Below are 18250 nucleotides of genomic sequence, written 5' to 3'. Positions count from 1 at the left end.
CAGCAAGAGGATCAACGCCGTGCCGCACCAGAATATCGTTTTTCACTGCCTTCTGAAGCAGATTCCGTGGGCGACGTTTGATCGTCTTGTGGACCGGCACAATGCCGATTGGGACGATCGGGTGACGAAGAGCCGTCCGCATCTGATCGCAATGCTGTACGCACAGTTTTGCGGGGCGCGCGGCCTTCGGGAGATCGAAGCCGGCCTGAGAAGCCACGCCGGTAAGCTTTATCACCTTGGCGGCTGCACGATCTCGAAGTCGGCCTTGTCGACCGCGAACGCTTCGCGCCCTGTGGAAGTGTTTGCCGACCTGCTCTCGGCGCTGATCGCTCAGTTGCAGAACGGCTATCGCAGGAAGATCGGCGATTGCGTTCGCCTGATCGATTCGACCAGCGTGCGGCTGAGCAGCCTGAGCGGCCATTGGGCGACATTTTCGGCCGGCGTTTGCGGCGCCAAGGCCCACATCATCTACGATCCCGATGCCGACCAGCCGCTCTACCTGATGGTGACGCCTTGCAACGTCAATGACATCACGGCGGCCAAAGCGATGCCGATCGAGGCGGGGGCGACCTATGTTTTCGATCTCGGCTATTACGATTACGGGTGGTGGGCGACGCTCGATCAGGCCGGCTGCCGTATCGTAACGCGGCTGAAGCGCAACACGCCCTTTGAGGTCGTCGAGGATCGGCCGGTTGCGGTGGGATCGCCGGTCCTGAGCGATCGGACCGGATATCTTCCGAAGCGGCTCGCCGCCTCCCGCTGCAATCCAATGTCGGGCCTGGTCCGCGAAGTCCAGGTCACGATAGAGACCGGCAAGGTGCTGCGCATCTTCACCAACGATCTGACCGCCAGCGCAGAGGAAATCGCCGATTTGTACAAGCGTCGCTGGGCGATCGAGCTGTTCTTTCGATGGGTCAAACAGACCTTGAAGATCACTCACTTCCTCGGCACATCCGAAAATGCGGTTCGCATTCAGATCACGGTCGCCCTGATTGCCTTCCTGTTGCTGCGCCTGGCTCACGACGCCAACAAGATCGTCAAAAGCCCGCTCGCCTTCACCAGGCTGATCCGTGCCAATCTTATGCATCGGCGGCCGATTGCAGGACTTCTTCAAAAAGCCTCCCCGCCAGGCCCAACACCACACCAGGCCAAATTCGATTTCGAGCCCTCCGCTACCCGGACGGCGCGACGTCGTCGCACCGCCCGCGGTTGCGTCACATTGGAGAAGGCGGCATGAAGCATAACCCGTGCCGGACAGCCGTGGGACAAGCCCGGGCATGACGAGCTTCATTGGCTGCATACTCGAAGGATGAGGCCACCCAACTCGAAAACGCTCTAACAGTCTGCTGAAAAACCTTGAAATGGAGAGTTTTCGTATTGTCGCCGGTCGTTGTTGGGGCGGCGCGGTGGAGTTGGATGTAATTTTCTAGTCTGGTGTTGGGTGTACCCTGACGCCGGGTGGCTAAGCGGCAAGCAGTTTGGGAATGCGGATCAGGTTATAGGCGATCAGATTGAGCAGGAAGTCGGCGGCGACGCGGCCGATGCCACGATGTTTGGTCTTGCGCATGGTGCCATGCTGCTTGCCCCATCCGAAAATGCACTCGACCATCGCCCGGCGCGATTGCGACATGCCGTACCCCGAATGCCGCGTGGTTCGTTCGTCGATGGCGCTGTTGCGGTTCTTGCCGGTTTTGGTGACGGCCTGGTTCTGTGTCACATGCGGCGTCACGCCGATGGCGCGAAGATTGGCGACGTGATCGGCCGTATCGTACGCCTTGTCCTCACCGACCGTGATGCGGCGGCCTGCGGCTTTGCGTCTCGCCTTCAGCATAGTCTCCGAAGCCCGGCGTTCGGCGGTGCCATTGGCATGCGTGACCCTGCCGGCCACCGCCAGCCCATGCCGGTTCTCCATGGTGGCGTGGCCCATATAGCAAAGCTTGGCCTCCCGTCCGGCCGCCTTGCGATAAAGCCTGCTGTCCGGGTCGCTGGTACTCGCATGGGTGTCGTTCTTGCGCTTCTGGCCGTGGAAGTTGGCGCCGTCATCATCGTCACCGCTGCCGTCCTTGGGGCGAAAGCTCTTCTGTGACGCCCAGGCTTCGATCAGCGTTCCATCCACCGAGAAGTGCTCGTCCGACAGCAGCGGCTTGACCTGCGGATGGTTCAGAAGCCTGGTCATGAACTTCGTGAACACATCGCCGTTCTGCAGCCGCTCCCGGTTCTTGGTGAAAGTGGTCGGGTCCCAGACCGGATCGTCCGGCGACAGCCCCACGAACCAGCGATACAAAAGATTGTAGTCCAGTTGCTCCATCAACTGGCGTTCCGAGCGGATGCCGTAGAACACCTGCAGCAGCAAGGCGCTCAGCAATTGCTCTGGAGGGATCGAAGGACGTCCCTCGCTGGCGTACAACCTCCCAAGGCTGCGGTTCAAATCACTCAAAACATCCCGGACAAGTTCCCGGACCTTCCGCAGCGGGTGGTTCGCTGGCACACGCCTGTCCGGCGCAATGTACGAAAACAGGCCGCCCTGATCCGTAAACCTGCCGCGCATGATCGCCTCCGCCGATTCGAGATGATAAAGTGAATCATCAAGCACCCTCCGTGGCGAGGGGGTTCTTCAGCAGACTGCTAATAAGTAATCCGCAGCCCGACGCCGCCATGGATGGTGTTGCCGACCGGCTGCGGGCCGGCGGTGCCGTTGACGAAGAGATCGGTGACCCAGCCCTTGCTGATGCGGTAGCCGAGCCGGCCGCCATATTCGAACCAGCTCTGGTTTCCGATCGTCGGCACCACATTGCCTTCGCCGGTGACGGTGGCGACGATGCCGGAGCGGGTCGCAAAGGATTGCACGAAGCCGCCGTTGATGTTGGCCTCGATGCTGTCGCCGAACAGATGCGTCCACTGGCCGCCGATCTTGACCAGGTTGGTCTTGTCCGTGCCGGTGGCGATGGTTGCGTCGAACGGATTGAACGCCACGCCGGCCGGGTCGCTGTAGCCCTTGACCCGCTGCCACAACTGCCAGACCTCGACCGACGCTGCGACCTCATCGCGCGGCGACAGCCGGCTGATCCAGCCCGCCCGTCCATAGGCGCCGTAATTCTCGCTGGTGGTCTCGCTGTCGAGCGATACCGGGCCGAGGCTCGTTTGATAGCTGCGACGGTAGCGCACCTTCTGGAACGGCGACAGCACGGCGCCGATGTCGAAGAACGGCCGCGATGATCCCCAGTCGGTGAAATCATAGCGCAGCGCGAAGGCGCCGATCGGCGCGCTGGTGACGCTGTAGCCGCCTTCGTTGTACTGGGTGTAGGCGATGCCGGCCAGCAGCGCGAGGTTGGAGGTCAGGTTCTTGCGGCCATGGATGCCGGCCGAGAACGACCCCGCGGAGCCGAACGCGCTGACGCAGTCGTTGCAGTTGACCTGTTCGTTGACGCCGAGCAGCACCGTGCCGAGCACCCGGTTGGTGATCATCTGGTTGAAGCGCTGCTTGGCCAGATCGCGGACCGAGCCTGCGCTGGAATCCGAGCCGGTGGTCGGCGTGGGAGTCGGTGTCGGGCTAGGCGAGGACGATGGTGTTGGTGTCGGACTAGGCGAGGACGATGGTGTCGGTGTCGGGCTAGGCGAGGCCGACGGCGTCGAGTCCGGCATGGGTGTTGTTTGCGCCGATGCCGGAGGGGTCAGCGCCTGAACCAGCACCAGCGACAGTGCCGCGCTGAGGGCTGCCGGGAGAACAAAGCTGCGGGTGAATCTTGCCATCGTCAGCGCCCGCACAGCATGCCGTTGGGATCGTTGCCGTCATCGACGGGCGGCGTGACCGTCGGCGTCGCATCCGCATATTCGGTGGTGGTGCAAAGCCCCGCCGCAGCACCACAGGCGAAAGTCCAGGGCGGGTTGCTGGTCTTCTGAATGGTGTATTTGCCGCCGGTGAAGGTGATGACCGCGGTATCGCCGGATTTGGTCAGGTCGATGCACTGGAAGGTCAGGGTGCAGACCCGCGAGGCGCCATTGTCCCGCAGCACCACGGTGGTCTTGCCGCGCTGGGACAGGATATCGAGGACGGTGCCGCGCACGCCGATGGTCGCGACCTGGGTCTGGATCTTGTAGGCGGCCTTGTCCGAATGGCCGGTGACGAAGCGGAACGCGCCGGTGGTCAGCCTGATCGAGATGTCGCGATAGCTGTGTTCGTCGTCGAACACGGTGCGGTCGAGCTTGAGCGTCGAATTGGGGCCGAGCGACAGGTTGGTGCTGTCGGCCATCACCAGCCGTGCCGCGCTGTCGAGGCCGGTGCGCACGATCTCGTCGCGCAGCACGCTGTCGCCGACGTTGATCTGGCTGGTCGCCGATCCCGTGACGCGGACGACTTCGTTCTTGATGATGGTGGCTTCGCCGACGCGTGTTTGCGCGTGAGCGGGACTTGCCGCAAGCCCCGCCGCCAGGCAAAGCGCGGAGATGGAGAGAGAGCCGTAACGCCAGTTCATTTCACTACCGATCGATCTGTCCCGTATCGTACCGGATCGCGCACGCCTGCAATGTTGTAAATTTATCACAAGCGGCACCTTATGACCCCGATGGTTAGTGACGGCGAATTTGAAATGCGTTCAATGCAATGGACTTAAAAATTCGGCCCGCCCACACTCGATGTTCCTGCAACGCCCTCAATCCGTGATCCCCGTGCGCGAATCACCTTCTGTTCCCGAAAATTCGGTTGCGCGGAATACGGCCATTGCCGCCATCATTTTCGTCATTGCGCATCTCGCGATGCTGGTTGGCGTGACCACGCCCGAAAAATTCTATTTCGACGAAATCCATTACGTGCCGGCCGCGCGGCAGATGCTCGAGCCTGTGATGCCCAATCCGGTGCTCAACCCGATGCATCCGCCGCTGGCAAAGCAGCTGATCGCCTTGTCGATCCGGAGCTTCGGGGATGGGCCGCTGGGCTGGCGCTATCCCGGCGTGCTGTTCGGAGCACTTTCGATCGTCGCGGTGTATCTCTGCGGTCTGGCACTGTTCGCGAACCCGGGCCCCGCGGTCGCCGCCAGTCTCATCGCCTTCTTCAACCAGATGCTGTTCGTGCAGTCGCGGATCGCGATGCTGGATATTTTTGCGCTGGCGTTCGGGCTGTTCGGGATCGCGGCGTTCATGCAAGGCTTCCGGCAAGCGCGGCCGCATCTGGCCTTCGCGCTCGCCGGTCTCGCCTTCGGTCTTGCCGCCGCCTGCAAATGGAGCGGATTGTTCGCGCTCGCGGTCTGCATCGTCATCGTGGCCGCGATCCGCCTGATGCAGGGCTGGCGCACGCAGTTCGCCGATGGCCGTGACGGCGACTGGTACCGGCCCGGGCTGTGGCCCGATTTCCGCTATTATCACTTCGCCGCCTGCTTCGTGCTGCTGCCGGCGGTGGTCTATCTCGCGACCTTCGTCCCGCTCTATGGATTGTCGGTGAGCGGCCTCATTGAAGCCCAGCGCCGGATTTTCAGCGACAACACCACGACCGCGATTGCAGGGCACACCTATATGAGCGCGTGGCCGTCCTGGCCGTTGCTGGTGCGGCCGGTCTGGTATCTGTTCGACAAGATCGGCGACGACCGGATCGCAGCGGTGGTGTTGCTCGGCAACCCCGTAGTGCTGTGGGCGGCGCTGCCGGCGCTGGCGATCTGCCTGCGCGACTGGATCGTGACGCGCCGGGCCGATGCGTTCCTGGTCCTGGCGTTTTATTTCGGGCCCTATCTGGCCTGGGCGCTGCTGCCGCGGACGCTCGGCTTCCTGTATTATTATCTGCCGGCCGCCACCTTCGCGAGCCTGGCGCTGGTCTATGTGCTGCGGCGGGGCAACAGCCCGCGCTGGCTGCTATGGGCTTTCGTCGCGATCGCGTGCGCGGGCTTTGCCGCGATGCTGCCGATCTCGGCGGCGTTCGTCGGGACGTCGATGGAGACGTTTGTCCGGCTGATGCTTTTCCAGAGCTGGATTTAGTAGCGCAAAACTGATCAGCCCGCGCAACACATGCGCGGGCTGAAAAATCATTTTGCAGCGATCGACCGTTACTTCGAGGCGGTCTTGGTGTCCATGTTGACGACCTGAACGCGGCGGTTGGTCGGGTCCATCGGCGCGTTCGGATCCTTTGGCTTGCTCTCGCCGTAGCCGACGGTGACGAGATCGGAGCCGTTGATGCCGTATTTCTCGGTGAGATACCGCTTGATGGTGTCGGCGCGGCGCTCGGACAGGTCCTGATTGTAGGGCTCGCTGCCGATCGCATCGGTGTGGCCGGCGACGACGAATGTCGAACCCTTCAGACTGGCGTCCGAGAGCGCCTTGCCGAGTTCCTGCACCGACGACATCGAGGTCTTGCTGATCTCCGCCGAATTGTAGTCGAACTGAATCTCGAGATCGATCTTCGGCTTGGTCGCTGCGATCTCGGCGATTTCCTGGCGTTCGCCGAGCGAGAGCGAGCGCGTCTTGCGGTTGCGCAGGCTGTCGACGAAACTGATTTCCTTGGCCTTGACGGCCGGATCGGCCTGCGGCCCGGCCGACAGGCCGCGGGTCAGCGGCTTCTTCGGCTGCAGCGCATTCAGGATCTGGTCTGCCGAGACGCTCTTGTCGCCGGCAAGCGCAATGCCGGCCGTCATCGACAGCGCGGCACCGAGCGCAATCGCTGCAGTGGCAGTAAGTCTGTGAAAGCTGGTCATCGTCGTATCCTCGTTGTTGCGCCTGATGGCGCTTTGGTGGTCGAACGTTAGACCGGGCGAGGGGCCGTGGATGTGACTTGGCTCACATTGCTGGACGGACCAAGACCCGGGCTTTCCCTGTCGTCGCATCCTCACTCCGCGACGTTCGATCGTTGCCTTACTCTATGTGATGTAGATCACAATTCGACCTCGGCTGTGCTCAAAGTACTTCTTCGCACGCCGGCCGCAAGCGCGGGAGAGAAGCGGCTGTTCGATCCTTCCCGGACGTTGCACGCGCCGCATTTGCTCGACGTCGAAGTTGCGCAAGTGGTTCGCCGTTATGCCGCAAACGGCGAGATTGATGCCGAGCGCGGCCGCATGGCTCTCGCTGACCTCACAGACTTTCCGTTGCACCGGCCTCAAACCCGGTCTTAATACCGTCGCCTCAGCGCCGATCTGCGAACAAGAAATTGGCCAGATGGGCATCTAGAAAATCCGCTCGCGAAGAAAAATAACAAACAAACAAAGCGATGCAGGGGACGCGTGTATCAGTCAGTAAAGCGGCAGTATGAGTATGGGTATCGGTCCGGGCGGCCGGATCAGACGAGCTCCACGAATTCGATGCCGGTATTGATCGGCGCGGGCATGATCGCGGCGGCGATCCTGCTGTCGACGCTGATCACGGCGCTGGGCTCCCGCTATGCGGCCGTCGAGAGCCCCAGCGAGGAAAGCGCCTGGCTGGTCGACCGCCTCACCGGCAATGTCTATCGGTGCCAGGCCGCGGAGCGCGGCAAGGCGTCGTGCGACCCCGACATCGCCACCGGGACGATCGCCCAGCGGCCGAAGCGTTGAATGGTCGCTGCAGCGTCTGAATCCACCACGGATCGGCTCCGGTGGGGAGCGCGACGGTACTCCCGCTTCCCGCACTGCAGCACGTAAAAAGTTCTCCCCTTTGGAAACGCCCCGGCGGCGTCCGCGTATTACGAAAGCCGGCAATTTGCTGGCTTCATTCTTTGGCGAGGTTTCCCATGAAGATCTTGATCACTGCCGCCATGTTCTCGGCCCTGGCCCTGACGCCGGCGTCCGCGAAGATGATGGCCTGCACCGGCGAGAACATGGCCAAGAGCAACGGCATGATGTCGGGCATGCCCGACGGCCCCGGCAAGATGGCCATGGCCAAGGAGATGGGCATGGCCAATATGGACATCAGCAAGGGCAATATGCGCGGCGCCTGCATGCACTACATGAAGGCGCAGAAGATGGGCGCCACCAAGTAAGGCCGCTCGAGGCGATCGCCCTGCCGCGCCGCCTGCAGGCGGCGTGGCTTTTCCCGCGAGCCTGCTCCCGTCAAAGCTGGTGTTCTGAAACCTGCGTCTCACTGTCACGCGATCCAGCCCCAAGCTTGTTCGAAACCCAATCAGCCAGGCACTCCAGCGCGTGCGGGTTGAGATAGGTGCGGCTATGGCTCAGGCCGGATGCATCGAGGCCCTGATCCTTCCAGTCGATATGGACGAAGTTCACATACCCGTAGGGAACGGGTTCGACCGAGAAATCAGTGAAGATCGCTTCGCGATAACTCATCCATCCGAACAGCCGCAACGTCAGCATGCCGGTCGCAAGGCCGAGCAGCAAAACCAACGAATAAATCACGGCCCCGACGAAAAGAAACGCGAAGATCGGCCACAGCGCGATTACGATCCAGTCGACCACCGCGCCGGCGGCACCGAGCCCTGTTCCGCTGAAATCCCAGCTTTTCCAGAATACATCTCGAACGAATTGTTCCGCCGACCTCGAAACCGCGAAGTAGAGCAGGAATAGAATATTGAGCCATGCGGCGAACAGGATCGAGGCGAGGACCAGCGCGACCCGCCCAGCGCGTGATTGGTAGACGTTCAGCAGCCATCGCCGCGTTTGCAGCACGACGGCACTGGAAAATCCGACCAGCCTTGCAACCGACCACGCGATGAACTGGTTGGTGCCAAGGACGGCGGCGGCCTCGTCGCCTGATGCGCGAAGGAACAGATGCTGTTCGGACGGAATATCTGCCGTTTCGCTTTCCGCGATGCGGCGAGCGAGCGATTCGTGCAGTGATTTCCTTATTCCCGGCGCGACCTTGATCCAGACCCAGATGGCGGCGATCGCACCCGCGACGCAACATGTTGCGAACGCCAGTGCAGCCTGAAGCGCTGTCCCTTCGCGGTCCAGCCAGCCGAATTTCGCTACCGTCCAGGCGGTGATTACGGTGGCGAGAAAAAAGACGAGCATGCCTGCCACACTGATCAAGGCCGTCAGCAGTTCGGCCCACAAAGGCCGAAGTCTCTGCGCGATAAACGGCGTCGACAGGAAAGCGCATCCGGCCACCGCGTCACGCCAATCGGGGAAGTTCTTGAGGAAATACGCGATCGCGCTTCCGCCATGGCTATGGCCGATCAGGAATATCGGCTCGTGCGGATTTTCCGCCCGGCTGACCTTGATCTTGTCGACAATGGACCTTGCGGCCTCCCGACGATCCTGGCCCAGATTCTTGCCGCTCCATTCGACTGCAATGAAGCGCGCCGGCTGTCCGTGCTCACGGGCCGCGTCACGGATGCGGTCGCACAGCGGCGAATTACTGCTGGTCCAGGCCGCGTTGCGCGCAAACGTGCCGTGAACGAGGATGAAGGTCGCCATATTCCGCCCCGCCTTCGATATCAGTTCCGGATCGCGCGTGTGGCAGGTGGACAGCGCGGCATGGCGCCATTTCTGCATCTCGTCTCGTGCGAATCCGGCTACATTCCCGTGCGATGTCCCGAATCGCAAGCCCATCCCGTCCCCTGACCAAGACTGAGGCGCGCCGGATCTGGCTGCGCGCCCAGCGGCTCGACAGCTCGGCGCCGTTCGGCGAGGGGCCGCAGGCGACGGCGGCCGCGGTGTCGCATCTCGGCTATGTGCAGATCGACACCATCAACGTCATCGAGCGCTGCCACCACCACATTCTCTGGAGCCGGATTCCCGAATACCGGCGCGCCGATCTGCGCCAGGCCCAGAGCGTCGACAAGAGCGTGTTCGAATACTGGACCCATGCCCTGTCCTACGTGCCGGCGCAGGACTTCCGCTTCTTCGCCCCGGCGATGAAGCAGCACCAGCGCGAGGGGCACAAATGGCTGACCTCGGTCAAGCCCGCGGATTTGCGCAAGGTGCTGCGGCTGATCCGGCGCGACGGCGCGCTGACCATCCGCGACATCGACGACGACGTGCTGGTCGACAAGGAGCATCTGTGGGCGAGCCGCAAGCCGTCGAAGCGGGCGCTGCAGTTATTGTTCTATACCGGCGTGCTGACGATCTCCGAGCGCGCCGGCATGCTCAAGACCTATGAGCTGGCGACGCGGCATTTCGGCTGGGACAAGCCGCCGAAGCCGGCTTCCGCGCGCGAGACCACCGGCTACCTGCTCGATCGCGCCTTGCGCGCGCAAGGGATCGTCAGCGTGGATTCGATCTGCCATCTCGACGCGCCGAGCAAACCGGCGGTTCGCCGTTTGATCGACACGAGAATCCGCCGCCATGAACTGGTGCCGGTCGCGCTCGAAGGCGCCGGCAAGCAGCAGCATTGGGCGAGCCCGGAGACGCTGGAGATGGCAGGCGAGGGCGCTTCCGAACGGGTGCATATCCTTTCCCCGTTCGATCCCCTGATCATCCAGCGCAGGCGCACCGAGCTGTTCTTCGATTACGGCCATCGTTTCGAGGCCTACGTGCCGAAGGAAAAGCGGGTGTTCGGCTATTTCGCGCTGCCGGTGCTGGCAGGCGATGCCATCGTCGCAGCCCTCGATCTCAAGACCGACCGCAAGGGCCGGAAACTATTGGTGCAGAAATGGAGCTGGGTCGGCGCGGCGCGAAAGGGCCCGCGCAAGGACTTGAAGCGCCGCATCGAGGAGGAGCTGCACCGCTTCGAGCGGTTTCAACTGGCGGAGTGAGGGCCTTCAGCCGCGCAATTCATCCAGCAGCACGGCGACCTTGCTGAGGTCGCTGCGATGGCGCGGGCAGGCGACGAAGACGTCGATGCTCGGCAGCACCAGTCCGGGCAACACGTCGACGAGGCGGCCGGCGGCAAAATCGGCTGATGCGACATAGGAAGGCAGCACGGCGACGCCGGCGCCGGCGAGCGTCAGCTCGCGCAGCGCGGTCATGTCGCTCACCGTCATCCGCGGGGTGATTTCGATATTCACGATGCGGTCCTGCCAGGTCATGCGCCAGTCGACGCGCGGGGCATAGGTTCGCAGCGCCAGGCAGTCATGCGCGGCAAGATTTTGGGGATCACTCACCGGCCCGCGTCTGGCGAGATAACCCGGCGATGCGCACAGATGCAGTCCGAACGAGCCGATCTTCTCGGTGTCGATCCCGGATTGCGGCGGCGCCGCCAGCCGAACCGCCGCGTCGAAGCCGCCGTCGAGCAGATCGACATAGCGGTCCGACAAATCGAGTTCGAAGCGCAGCCGCGGATAGCGCTCGGCCAGTGCAGCGAGACGGGGCAGCACGCAGACCCGCCCGTAAGCCGTCGGCATCGTGATGCGCAGCAATCCTTCCGGCTCCGCCGGCCGGGCCTGAACGCGCGCCTCGGCATTTTCCAGCCGCATCAGGACATCGCGAAGCTCGTCGGCGTAGGCAAGCCCGGTTTCCGTCAGCACCACGCGCCGCGTCGTGCGTTCGACCAGGCGGCGTCCGATCCGCTGTTCCAGAGCGGCGATGCGCCGGCTGACCGTGGATTGCGTGACGCCGAGCTCGCGCGCCGCCGCGCCAAAGCCGCGGCGGTCCACGACCGCCAGAAAGGCCTCAACTTCGGATAGGTTGGCTCTTTTCATGCAAGAATCGCATTTATTATATCCATAAAGAGCTAGATCAATTCGTCTGTATAATCAATTAGGTTGCCGGCCATCCTCTCCGATGAAGGCCCGCAACCCATGATCTCCGTGACCGAAGCCCTGCTGGGGCGCCATTCAACCCGCGCTTTTCTCGACCGGCCGGTCGAGGCCGATCTCGTTCGCGACATCATCGACATCGCCCGCCGCGCGCCGTCGAGCAGCAACATGCAGCCCTGGCGCCTCGCCGCGATGGCCGGCGACGATCTCGCCCGGCTGAAGGCGGCCGTTCGGCAAAGCCTGACCGCGCAGCCGATGGGCGAGGGATCGGAATACAAGATCTACGCCGAGCATCTGAAGGAGCCGTACAACGGTCACCGCCGCAAATGCGCCGAGGACATGTACGGCACCATCGGCATTCCGCGTGAGAACAAGTTCGGGCGGCTGATGCAGTTCGCGCGCAACTTCGACTTCTTCGGCGCACCGGTCGGCATCATCCTGTCGATCGACCGCTCGATGGAGCCGGGGCAATGGGCCGACCTCGGCATCTTTCTGCAGTCGCTGCTGTTGCTGGCGCAGGAGCGCGGGCTCGCTACCTGTCCGCAGGCCGCATGGGCGGCGATGCACAAGACGGTGCGCGCGCATCTCGGCCTGCCCGATGAGTTGATGGTCTATTGCGGAATTTCGCTCGGCTATGCCGACCCCGCCCATCCGATCAACGGCCTGGTTACCGATCGTGCGCCGTTCGCGCAGGTTGCCGAACTCCGCGGTTTTGCCGTCGCGGCAGTAGAGCCCGCATGAGCCCAGCGAGCGGCGGGCCAGCACGGTCGAGCAGCACTGCCAAAACGATGCCGGCGCCATAGGCCAGCACGTTCCAGCCCGAGAAGATGCGGCCGAGCAACAGCGCGCCCGGCAACGTCAGCCGGAAGGCGTCGAGCCACGGGAAATGCACCAGCCGGAACAGTTCGACGCCGATGGCGATCGCGGCGGCAACCAGCGTGATGCGAGGCCGCGATAGATTTGGTGCCGCCGTCGCCACCAGGAAGAACACCATCGTCCCCCATAGCGTGGAGCCGCCATACTTCGCGACAAAGGCGGGCAGTCCGATCTGCAAACCATATCCGCGCAAGGCAAGGCCGCAGACGATGACCGAGAGGCACAGACCGGCGCGGGCCACGACGAGGGATCGTCGCGCCGCCTGATCGGGATCGATCGCGGCGCCATTCATGACAACGGCGCAGCGTCAGCCACCGGGAAGGTGAGTTCGAACGCAGTGCCCTTTTCGGAGTCGATGAGCCGGATGGCGCCGCCATGGGCGTCGAGCATGGCGCGAACGATGGCGAGGCCCATCCCGGTGCCGCCGCTGTCGCGCCTTGTGGTGAAGAAGCTATCGAAGATCTGTGCCCGGTTGTTGGGCGAGACACCTTCGCCGTCATCGGCGACAGTGACCAATAGCCGGTTGCCTTGGCGTACGGCGGATACTTCCAGCTTTGAGCTGCCGTGGCGCACGGCGTTGTCGGCAAGGTTGGAAAAAATGATCAGGGCGTTGTCCTCGGAGATCCGCATCGGCGTCTCGAGATCGCCGTTCGTGCCGATGTCGAGCGAGGCAAAGGCCGCACGCAGGCCGGCGACCGCGACCGACAATTTCGCGGCGCCGAGCACGAGCGGGTTTTCGGCACGGGCGAAGTCGCGCAGGCGGCCGGCGATCGTTCCCAGCCGGTCGGCGTCGGCAATGATGTTGTCGAGAAACTTGCGCCGGTCCTCATCGTCCATGTCGGGCGCGTCGACGTCTTCGCGCAGCAGTTCCGCCGCGCCCTTGATGGATGTGAGCGGCGATTTCAGCTCGTGCGAGACATGGGTGGCGAAGGTCGAAATGAAGCTGGAGCGCGTGTTCAGCCGCCGCGCCATGTCCAGGAAACTCTGCGACAGCCGGGCGATTTCGCTGGTGCCGTGATGCCGGAGCGGACGCAGCGCGGTGCGGTCGCCCTTGCCGATCAGGTTGGTGCGCTCCACCAGTTCGCGCATCGGTCCGGTGATGGTGCGGTGAAACAGGATCCCGATCAGCAGCGTCGGCACGATCATCGAGAGCATCGCGGGAATGACCTTGCCGCGCTGTTCGTACATGTACTTGAAGACGTTGCTCGGCGTCCGCGAGGCATAGATGACGCCGGCGACCTGGTCGCGTGCGATCACCGGCATCGCGGTGAACACCCGCATCCCGGTACCCCGGCTCATCGAATAGAGCGAGGGCTGGTCGTGCTTGGAGATACGCACGCGCAGCACGCCGCTGAAGCGACCCTGCAGCGCCTCGCTGACCTCCTCGAGATGCGCCAGCGACAGCCCGATTTCCTCGCGGCCGGCGATGACGGTGCCATGAGGATCGAGCAGCCGGAATCCGGCAAGCGTGACGTGCTGGGTCGCGACCAGGTCCGGCATCATCCGCGCGCCGAGCGTGACGAAGGCCGGATCGGCCGGCGCTGCCGGCGGGCGCGCCTCCGGCCTCGGCGGCAGCACGCTCTCGTTGACGAGTTCGAGCTTGGGCCAGATCGGCTGATACGGTTCGTCGGATTGCTTTCGCGCGGCCGGCGGGATCGGCTTGCCCAATGCAATGCCTGGAGGAATTCCGGTCTCCACCTCGCGGCGGAACACCGCCGCGAGCACGGCGCTTTGCGCGATCAGTTCGGCCTCGGCCTGCTGGATCAGCTGGTTCTGGTAGACCTTGAGGAAATACAGGCTGAACAGCGGCAGCGCGAGCACGCTGGAGAGAACGATGAAGACGACGAGGCTGAGGCTGGGCCGCCATTTGCGGCTGGTGTTGGCCAGGGCGTCGGTCAACGCGCCGCCTCGCAGCGCCCCAGCTTGAAGCCGACGCCATGGACGGTCTCGATCGCGGACTCGCAGCCGGCGCTGGCGAACTTGGCGCGGATGTTGCGGATGTGGCTGTCGATGGTGCGGTCGGCGACGTGAATATTGCCGGCGTAGGCGGCGTCGAGGATCAGTTCGCGCGTGAACACGAATCCGGGCCGCGTCAAGAGCGTGCGCAGGATCGAGAATTCGAGCGCCGTCAGCGCAACCGGCGTATCCCGGAAATTCGCGGTGCGCGCATCCGGATCGAGCGTGAGCCCGCCATGGCTCAGCGCCTTGGATTCCGGCGTCGCGGGCATGTTCCGGGTTCGCCGCAGGATCGCATTCACCCGCGCCACCAGTTCGCGCGGACTGAACGGTTTTGTCACGTAGTCGTCGCCGCCGATTTCGAGGCCGAGGATGCGGTCGATCTCCTCGTCGCGGGCGGACAGGAACAGGATCGGCGTGTCCGAGGTCTTCCTGATCTGGCGGCAGACTTCGAGCCCGTCCATCTCAGGCATGCCGATGTCGAGAACGATGAGGTCGTGGACATTGCGGTCGAACCGGGCCAGCGCCTCCTTGCCGTCCTGCGCAATGGAAATCGCCATGCCCGTCTTCTCGAACGCGAAGCGCACGACGTCGCGGATATGGGGGTCGTCGTCAACGACGAGAATGGAATGAGCCACGGTCGCGCTAGCCTTTATCGTCCGAGAAGTTCGGCGCCATGGCGGGATTGTTAGCCAAATATCGGTCCAGACGCCACGTCCGTAAGCCCCAACCCCGCCAATTTACCGGACGCATCCGGGTCTCGTAACTGTGCCGGTAGTTCTGGGCGATCGACGACAGCACCAGAATCCTGTTCACATGGGATTCAACGCAGGGCAGCGCTTGCGGGCCAAGCGAGGCGAGATAGCGCAAATCGAGATTGAGCCCCGTTCCGCCGTTGTCCCGCGAATGTTCTATATTGTAGCAGGCCACGAGCCGCGGCGCGTTGACGAAGCAGCATCCGTACAGCACCAGCGCCAGCGTTGCCGCGTTGACGGCGAGCAGCCAGGAATTGGGCTTCTTCAGCACGATCTGGATCAGGATCCACGCCAGTCCTGCGGCAACCAATATCATCCAGATGAAGGCGGCGAGCCGCAGATAAGTCAGCGTGTAAGCGGCGACGTAGAGATCGAGCCGGAAGATCGACGAGATGACCAGAAGGATGTTTTGTCCGATCCAGGCCAGCACCAGCGGACGGATCAGCCTGGAATGTTCGGCCGGTCCGCCGGGACGCATCGCGATGAGAACAAAACCTGCGGCGAGCAGCGCGGTCACGATCAGCGGATAGGCGCCGCGGTGGGCGTACTCGGCGTGGCTCATGCCGTCGGGCAGGCTGGCGCCGCCCCAGAGATAGGTGAGATCGAGGCCGCTCTGCAGCGCGAACAGCGCGTTGAACAGGATCAGCGAGCGCGTCACCGCCTGCACGCCGAACAGATGATTCAGATCGGAAGCTTCGGTGGCGACGGTGGTGCGCGGTTCGGGATCCCGGACGTTCCACCGGAAGCGCCGCAGGATCAGCGGCCAGATGGCACAGACCGTCAGAATCCAGAACACCACCCGCCGGGGATCGAGAAGGCTGAAGATCGCGCGCAAGTCGACCTGGTGCAGCCGGTATTCGATCAGCGGATTCGCCGACGCGAACAGGCTGAGGAAGACGAAGCATGCGGCCAGCGGAATGATCCATCCAACTAGCGAGGCCGCGCTCAGCCATTGCGGAAAATGTCCATTCATCGACTGCAGTGATCTGAACAGGTCGACGGCCAATTGAAACGGGCCGCGGAAGGGGATCGTCGCGGCCTCGAACAGGTTTCGTTGCCAGGACGATGGCTCGCGGGCCGTGATCAGGATGACGAACAGCGCGGTCGCCAGCGCGGCCAGGGTCGCGGACAGCGCGTTGACCCCCTCGATCAGCGGCAGCAGGCCGGCGACGAACACGGCGGTCATCACGATTTGAATTCCGCGCGCCGCCTGCACCCCGTTGCCGGCCACCGCGACACCGCCGAGTACGACGAGGAACAGCGCCAGCGAGATGCCGATGGGCCAGCCGTAGAACAGCCAGTCGGCGAGCGCGATGCACGAGGCGGCGGCGACGAACGGCAGCCGCAGCGGGCGCGCGGGAGCAATTTCGAGAACGGGCGCGGTCGCAATCGACATGATTTCACTTTCCGGGATTGGTGACGAGGGTGAGGTGGCGAACCTTGTGGGTGGCCTCGGAAGCCTTGCGCTTCGGAAGCGCGATGACGGCAGCGCGCGCGGGCGGCGTTTCCAGCCACCAGCCGTCGTTGAGCAGCCGCCGTGGCAGTCGCGATCGCCGAAATCTGACCAGGATGATTTTCCCCATGACCCGACCATGGACGGCCGGTTCGCAGGGCTGATGTGCGGGACGTTCAGGATTTGCGGATTGTTGTGCAGATCCTGCGCAGCGGCGCGCTGGCGCGGGCCGGGTAACGGATCGCCGGCGGCGGCGGCGCGGCCGGCCCGCGGTGGGGCAATTCGCCACCCCTTAACCAGCCGGCCACTTCACAAAATCATGATCAGTGACGAATATTGACAATCGTCAGTGAACAATCGATAGTCTTCAACAGGCCCAGCCGATGGAGATTCTGATGGTCGTCCGTTCCATTTTATCAAGCTATTCCAGGTTCTTAGCTGGAATGTCGCTGGCGGTTCTGGCGATCGCTCTGACCGGCTGCAACGAGAAGGTTGCCGAAAAAGCCACTCCCGGCCGACCGGTGCTGGTGGCGGCGGTGCGTTATGAGGCCGAATCGCCTGAGCGCAGCTTCGTCGGCACCATCAAGCCCCGGATCGAGACCGACATGGGCTTCCGGGTCCCCGGCAAGGTCGCCAAGCGTCTGGTCGAGGTCGGCCAGACCGTCGATGTCGGCCAGCCGCTGGCCACCCTCGATGAAGTCGATCTGAAGCTGCAGGCCGAGCAGGCTGAAGCCGAATTCCGTGCCGCCACCGGCGTGCTGGCGCAGGCCACGGCCTCGGAGCAGCGCGCCAAGGATCTGCGCGCCAAGGGCTGGACCACCGATGCGCAAATGGATCAGTCGCGGGCCGCCGCCGACGAGGCGCGCGCGCGCTTCAATCGTGCCGAGCGCTCGGTCGAACTCACCAGGAACAGCCTGTCCTACGCGACGCTGGTCGCCGACAGCCGCGGCGTCGTCACCGCGACCCTGATCGATGCCGGACAGGTCGTCGCGGCAGGGCAGACCGCGGTTCGCGTCGCGCGCTTTGCCGAAAAGGAAGCCGTGGTCGCGATTCCGGAAACGCTGGTCGGCCGCGCCAAGGAAGGCACGGCCAGCGTCAGCCTGTGGTCCGAACCCAACAGGAAATATGCCGCGAAGCTGCGCGAGATCGCGCCCACGGCCGATCCCGCGACGCGCACTTACCTCGCGAAATTCTCGCTGCCCGGCGCCGGCGAAACCGTCTCGCTCGGCATGACCGCGACGCTGACGCTGGCCGATCCCGCCACCGAGCGTGTCGCCAAGCTGCCGCTGTCGGCGCTGTACAGCCAGGGCGGCGATCCCTCGCTCTACATCGTCGACGACAAGGGCGAGGTGTCGCTGAAGCCGGTCACCGTGAAATCCTACGAGAGCGGCAACGTCGTCATCTCGGGCGGCGTCGATGAGGGCTCGAAAGTCGTCGTGCTCGGCGTGCAAAAACTCGACCCGGCCCAGAAGGTCCGCGTCGTCTCGTCGCTGTCGTTCTGAAATCGTCCGTCATTGCGAGGAGCGCAGCGACGAAGCAATCCATGGTCCGGTTCGGTTTTCCGTATTGCTTCGCGGAGCCTGTCATCGGGCGCGCATTCGCGCGACCCGTTGGCTCGCAATGACGAATCCAACAGGGTCTTGCGCGTCGTTGAATGGAGAATGA

General features: G+C 63.6%; 18 protein-coding genes and 1 pseudogene. 7 read left to right on the top strand and 12 right to left on the bottom strand.

Annotation, left to right across the window (positions count from 1 at the left end):
* Positions 1-19: 19 nt before the first annotated feature.
* Positions 20-1132: pseudogene (locus KMZ29_RS21535) on the top strand (IS4 family transposase); the annotation flags it as partial.
* A 330-nt stretch (positions 1133-1462) separates the two neighbouring features.
* Here the strand turns inward: KMZ29_RS21535 and KMZ29_RS21530 are convergent.
* The 3 genes from KMZ29_RS21530 to KMZ29_RS21520 form a co-directional block, all read right to left on the bottom strand.
* Positions 1463-2548 carry an IS5 family transposase gene (locus tag KMZ29_RS21530; RefSeq protein WP_215620267.1) on the bottom strand — a complete coding sequence of 362 codons (1086 nt, stop codon included), beginning with the start codon at positions 2546-2548 and terminating at the stop codon, positions 1463-1465.
* A 77-nt stretch (positions 2549-2625) separates the two neighbouring features.
* A complete protein-coding gene (locus tag KMZ29_RS21525) occupies positions 2626-3750 on the bottom strand; it encodes a hypothetical protein (protein WP_215621096.1) in 1125 nt (374 codons plus the stop codon).
* A gap of 2 nt (positions 3751-3752) precedes the next feature.
* Positions 3753-4472, bottom strand: a complete 720-nt coding sequence (locus tag KMZ29_RS21520) for a FecR family protein (protein WP_215621095.1) — start codon at positions 4470-4472, stop codon at positions 3753-3755.
* Positions 4473-4632: 160 nt separating this feature from the next.
* On the opposite strand from KMZ29_RS21520, the gene KMZ29_RS21515 reads away from it, so the two are divergent.
* Positions 4633-5961 (top strand): phospholipid carrier-dependent glycosyltransferase, encoded by a 1329-nt coding sequence (locus tag KMZ29_RS21515; RefSeq protein ID WP_215621094.1) that lies wholly within the window; start codon positions 4633-4635, stop codon positions 5959-5961.
* A gap of 68 nt (positions 5962-6029) precedes the next feature.
* Here KMZ29_RS21515 and KMZ29_RS21510 read toward each other — a convergent pair whose 3' ends face one another.
* Together KMZ29_RS21510 and KMZ29_RS21505 are read right to left on the bottom strand one after the other, a co-directional pair.
* A complete protein-coding gene (locus tag KMZ29_RS21510) occupies positions 6030-6674 on the bottom strand; it encodes an OmpA family protein (protein WP_215621093.1) in 645 nt (214 codons plus the stop codon).
* 162 nt (positions 6675-6836) lie between these two features.
* Entirely contained in the window at positions 6837-7139 is a 303-nt protein-coding gene (locus tag KMZ29_RS21505; RefSeq protein WP_215621092.1) for a hypothetical protein, read from the bottom strand.
* Between the two features lie 135 nt (positions 7140-7274).
* Here KMZ29_RS21505 and KMZ29_RS21500 point away from each other — a divergent pair, with 135 nt between their 5' ends.
* Both KMZ29_RS21500 and KMZ29_RS21495 read left to right on the top strand, forming a co-directional pair.
* Positions 7275-7505, top strand: coding sequence for a hypothetical protein (locus KMZ29_RS21500; protein WP_215621091.1), 231 nt, complete (start codon positions 7275-7277; stop codon positions 7503-7505).
* A gap of 176 nt (positions 7506-7681) precedes the next feature.
* On the top strand, positions 7682-7930 hold the full coding sequence (locus KMZ29_RS21495) for a hypothetical protein (RefSeq protein WP_215621090.1): 249 nt from the start codon (positions 7682-7684) through the stop codon (positions 7928-7930).
* Between the two features lie 70 nt (positions 7931-8000).
* On the opposite strand, the gene KMZ29_RS21490 is transcribed toward KMZ29_RS21495, so the two are convergent.
* Positions 8001-9401: an esterase/lipase family protein gene (locus KMZ29_RS21490; protein WP_215621089.1), complete on the bottom strand. Its 1401-nt coding sequence runs from the start codon at positions 9399-9401 to the stop codon at positions 8001-8003.
* A gap of 35 nt (positions 9402-9436) precedes the next feature.
* On the opposite strand from KMZ29_RS21490, the gene KMZ29_RS21485 reads away from it, so the two are divergent.
* Positions 9437-10603, top strand: a complete 1167-nt coding sequence (locus KMZ29_RS21485; RefSeq protein WP_215621088.1) for a winged helix-turn-helix domain-containing protein — start codon at positions 9437-9439, stop codon at positions 10601-10603.
* A gap of 6 nt (positions 10604-10609) precedes the next feature.
* On the opposite strand, the gene KMZ29_RS21480 is transcribed toward KMZ29_RS21485, so the two are convergent.
* Positions 10610-11488 (bottom strand): LysR family transcriptional regulator, encoded by an 879-nt coding sequence (locus KMZ29_RS21480; protein ID WP_215621087.1) that lies wholly within the window; start codon positions 11486-11488, stop codon positions 10610-10612.
* 99 nt (positions 11489-11587) lie between these two features.
* Here KMZ29_RS21480 and KMZ29_RS21475 point away from each other — a divergent pair, with 99 nt between their 5' ends.
* Positions 11588-12286 carry a nitroreductase gene (locus KMZ29_RS21475; protein ID WP_249779753.1) on the top strand — a complete coding sequence of 233 codons (699 nt, stop codon included), beginning with the start codon at positions 11588-11590 and terminating at the stop codon, positions 12284-12286.
* Here KMZ29_RS21475 and KMZ29_RS21470 read toward each other — a convergent pair.
* Genes KMZ29_RS21470 through KMZ29_RS21450 form a run of 5 tightly spaced genes read right to left on the bottom strand, consistent with a single transcriptional unit; the run spans position 12213 to position 16715 of the window.
* Entirely contained in the window at positions 12213-12713 is a 501-nt protein-coding gene (locus tag KMZ29_RS21470; RefSeq protein ID WP_215621086.1) for a ribosomal maturation YjgA family protein, read from the bottom strand. The genes KMZ29_RS21475 and KMZ29_RS21470 overlap by 74 nt on opposite strands.
* Positions 12710-14320 (bottom strand): sensor histidine kinase, encoded by a 1611-nt coding sequence (locus tag KMZ29_RS21465; protein ID WP_249779752.1) that lies wholly within the window; start codon positions 14318-14320, stop codon positions 12710-12712. The genes KMZ29_RS21470 and KMZ29_RS21465 overlap by 4 nt, the downstream gene beginning before the upstream one ends.
* A complete protein-coding gene (locus tag KMZ29_RS21460) occupies positions 14317-15015 on the bottom strand; it encodes a response regulator transcription factor (RefSeq protein ID WP_215621085.1) in 699 nt (232 codons plus the stop codon). Before KMZ29_RS21460 ends, KMZ29_RS21465 begins: the two co-directional genes overlap by 4 nt.
* Positions 15016-15022: 7 nt before the next feature.
* Complete coding sequence (locus KMZ29_RS21455; RefSeq protein ID WP_215621084.1) at positions 15023-16528, bottom strand: DUF4153 domain-containing protein; 1506 nt, start codon at positions 16526-16528, stop codon at positions 15023-15025.
* 4 nt (positions 16529-16532) lie between these two features.
* On the bottom strand, positions 16533-16715 hold the full coding sequence (locus KMZ29_RS21450; protein ID WP_215621083.1) for a hypothetical protein: 183 nt from the start codon (positions 16713-16715) through the stop codon (positions 16533-16535).
* A 265-nt stretch (positions 16716-16980) separates the two neighbouring features.
* Between KMZ29_RS21450 and KMZ29_RS21445 the strand changes: the two genes are divergently transcribed.
* On the top strand, positions 16981-18087 hold the full coding sequence (locus tag KMZ29_RS21445) for an efflux RND transporter periplasmic adaptor subunit (RefSeq protein WP_215621082.1): 1107 nt from the start codon (positions 16981-16983) through the stop codon (positions 18085-18087).
* The last annotated feature ends 163 nt before the right edge of the window (positions 18088-18250 follow it).

Origin of the sequence: Bradyrhizobium sediminis, from assembly GCF_018736085.1 — a bacterium.
Lineage (GTDB): Bacteria > Pseudomonadota > Alphaproteobacteria > Rhizobiales > Xanthobacteraceae > Bradyrhizobium > Bradyrhizobium sediminis.
Note: the sequence above shows the minus strand (reverse complement) of the source record. Positions and strands in the feature narration are given on the sequence as shown.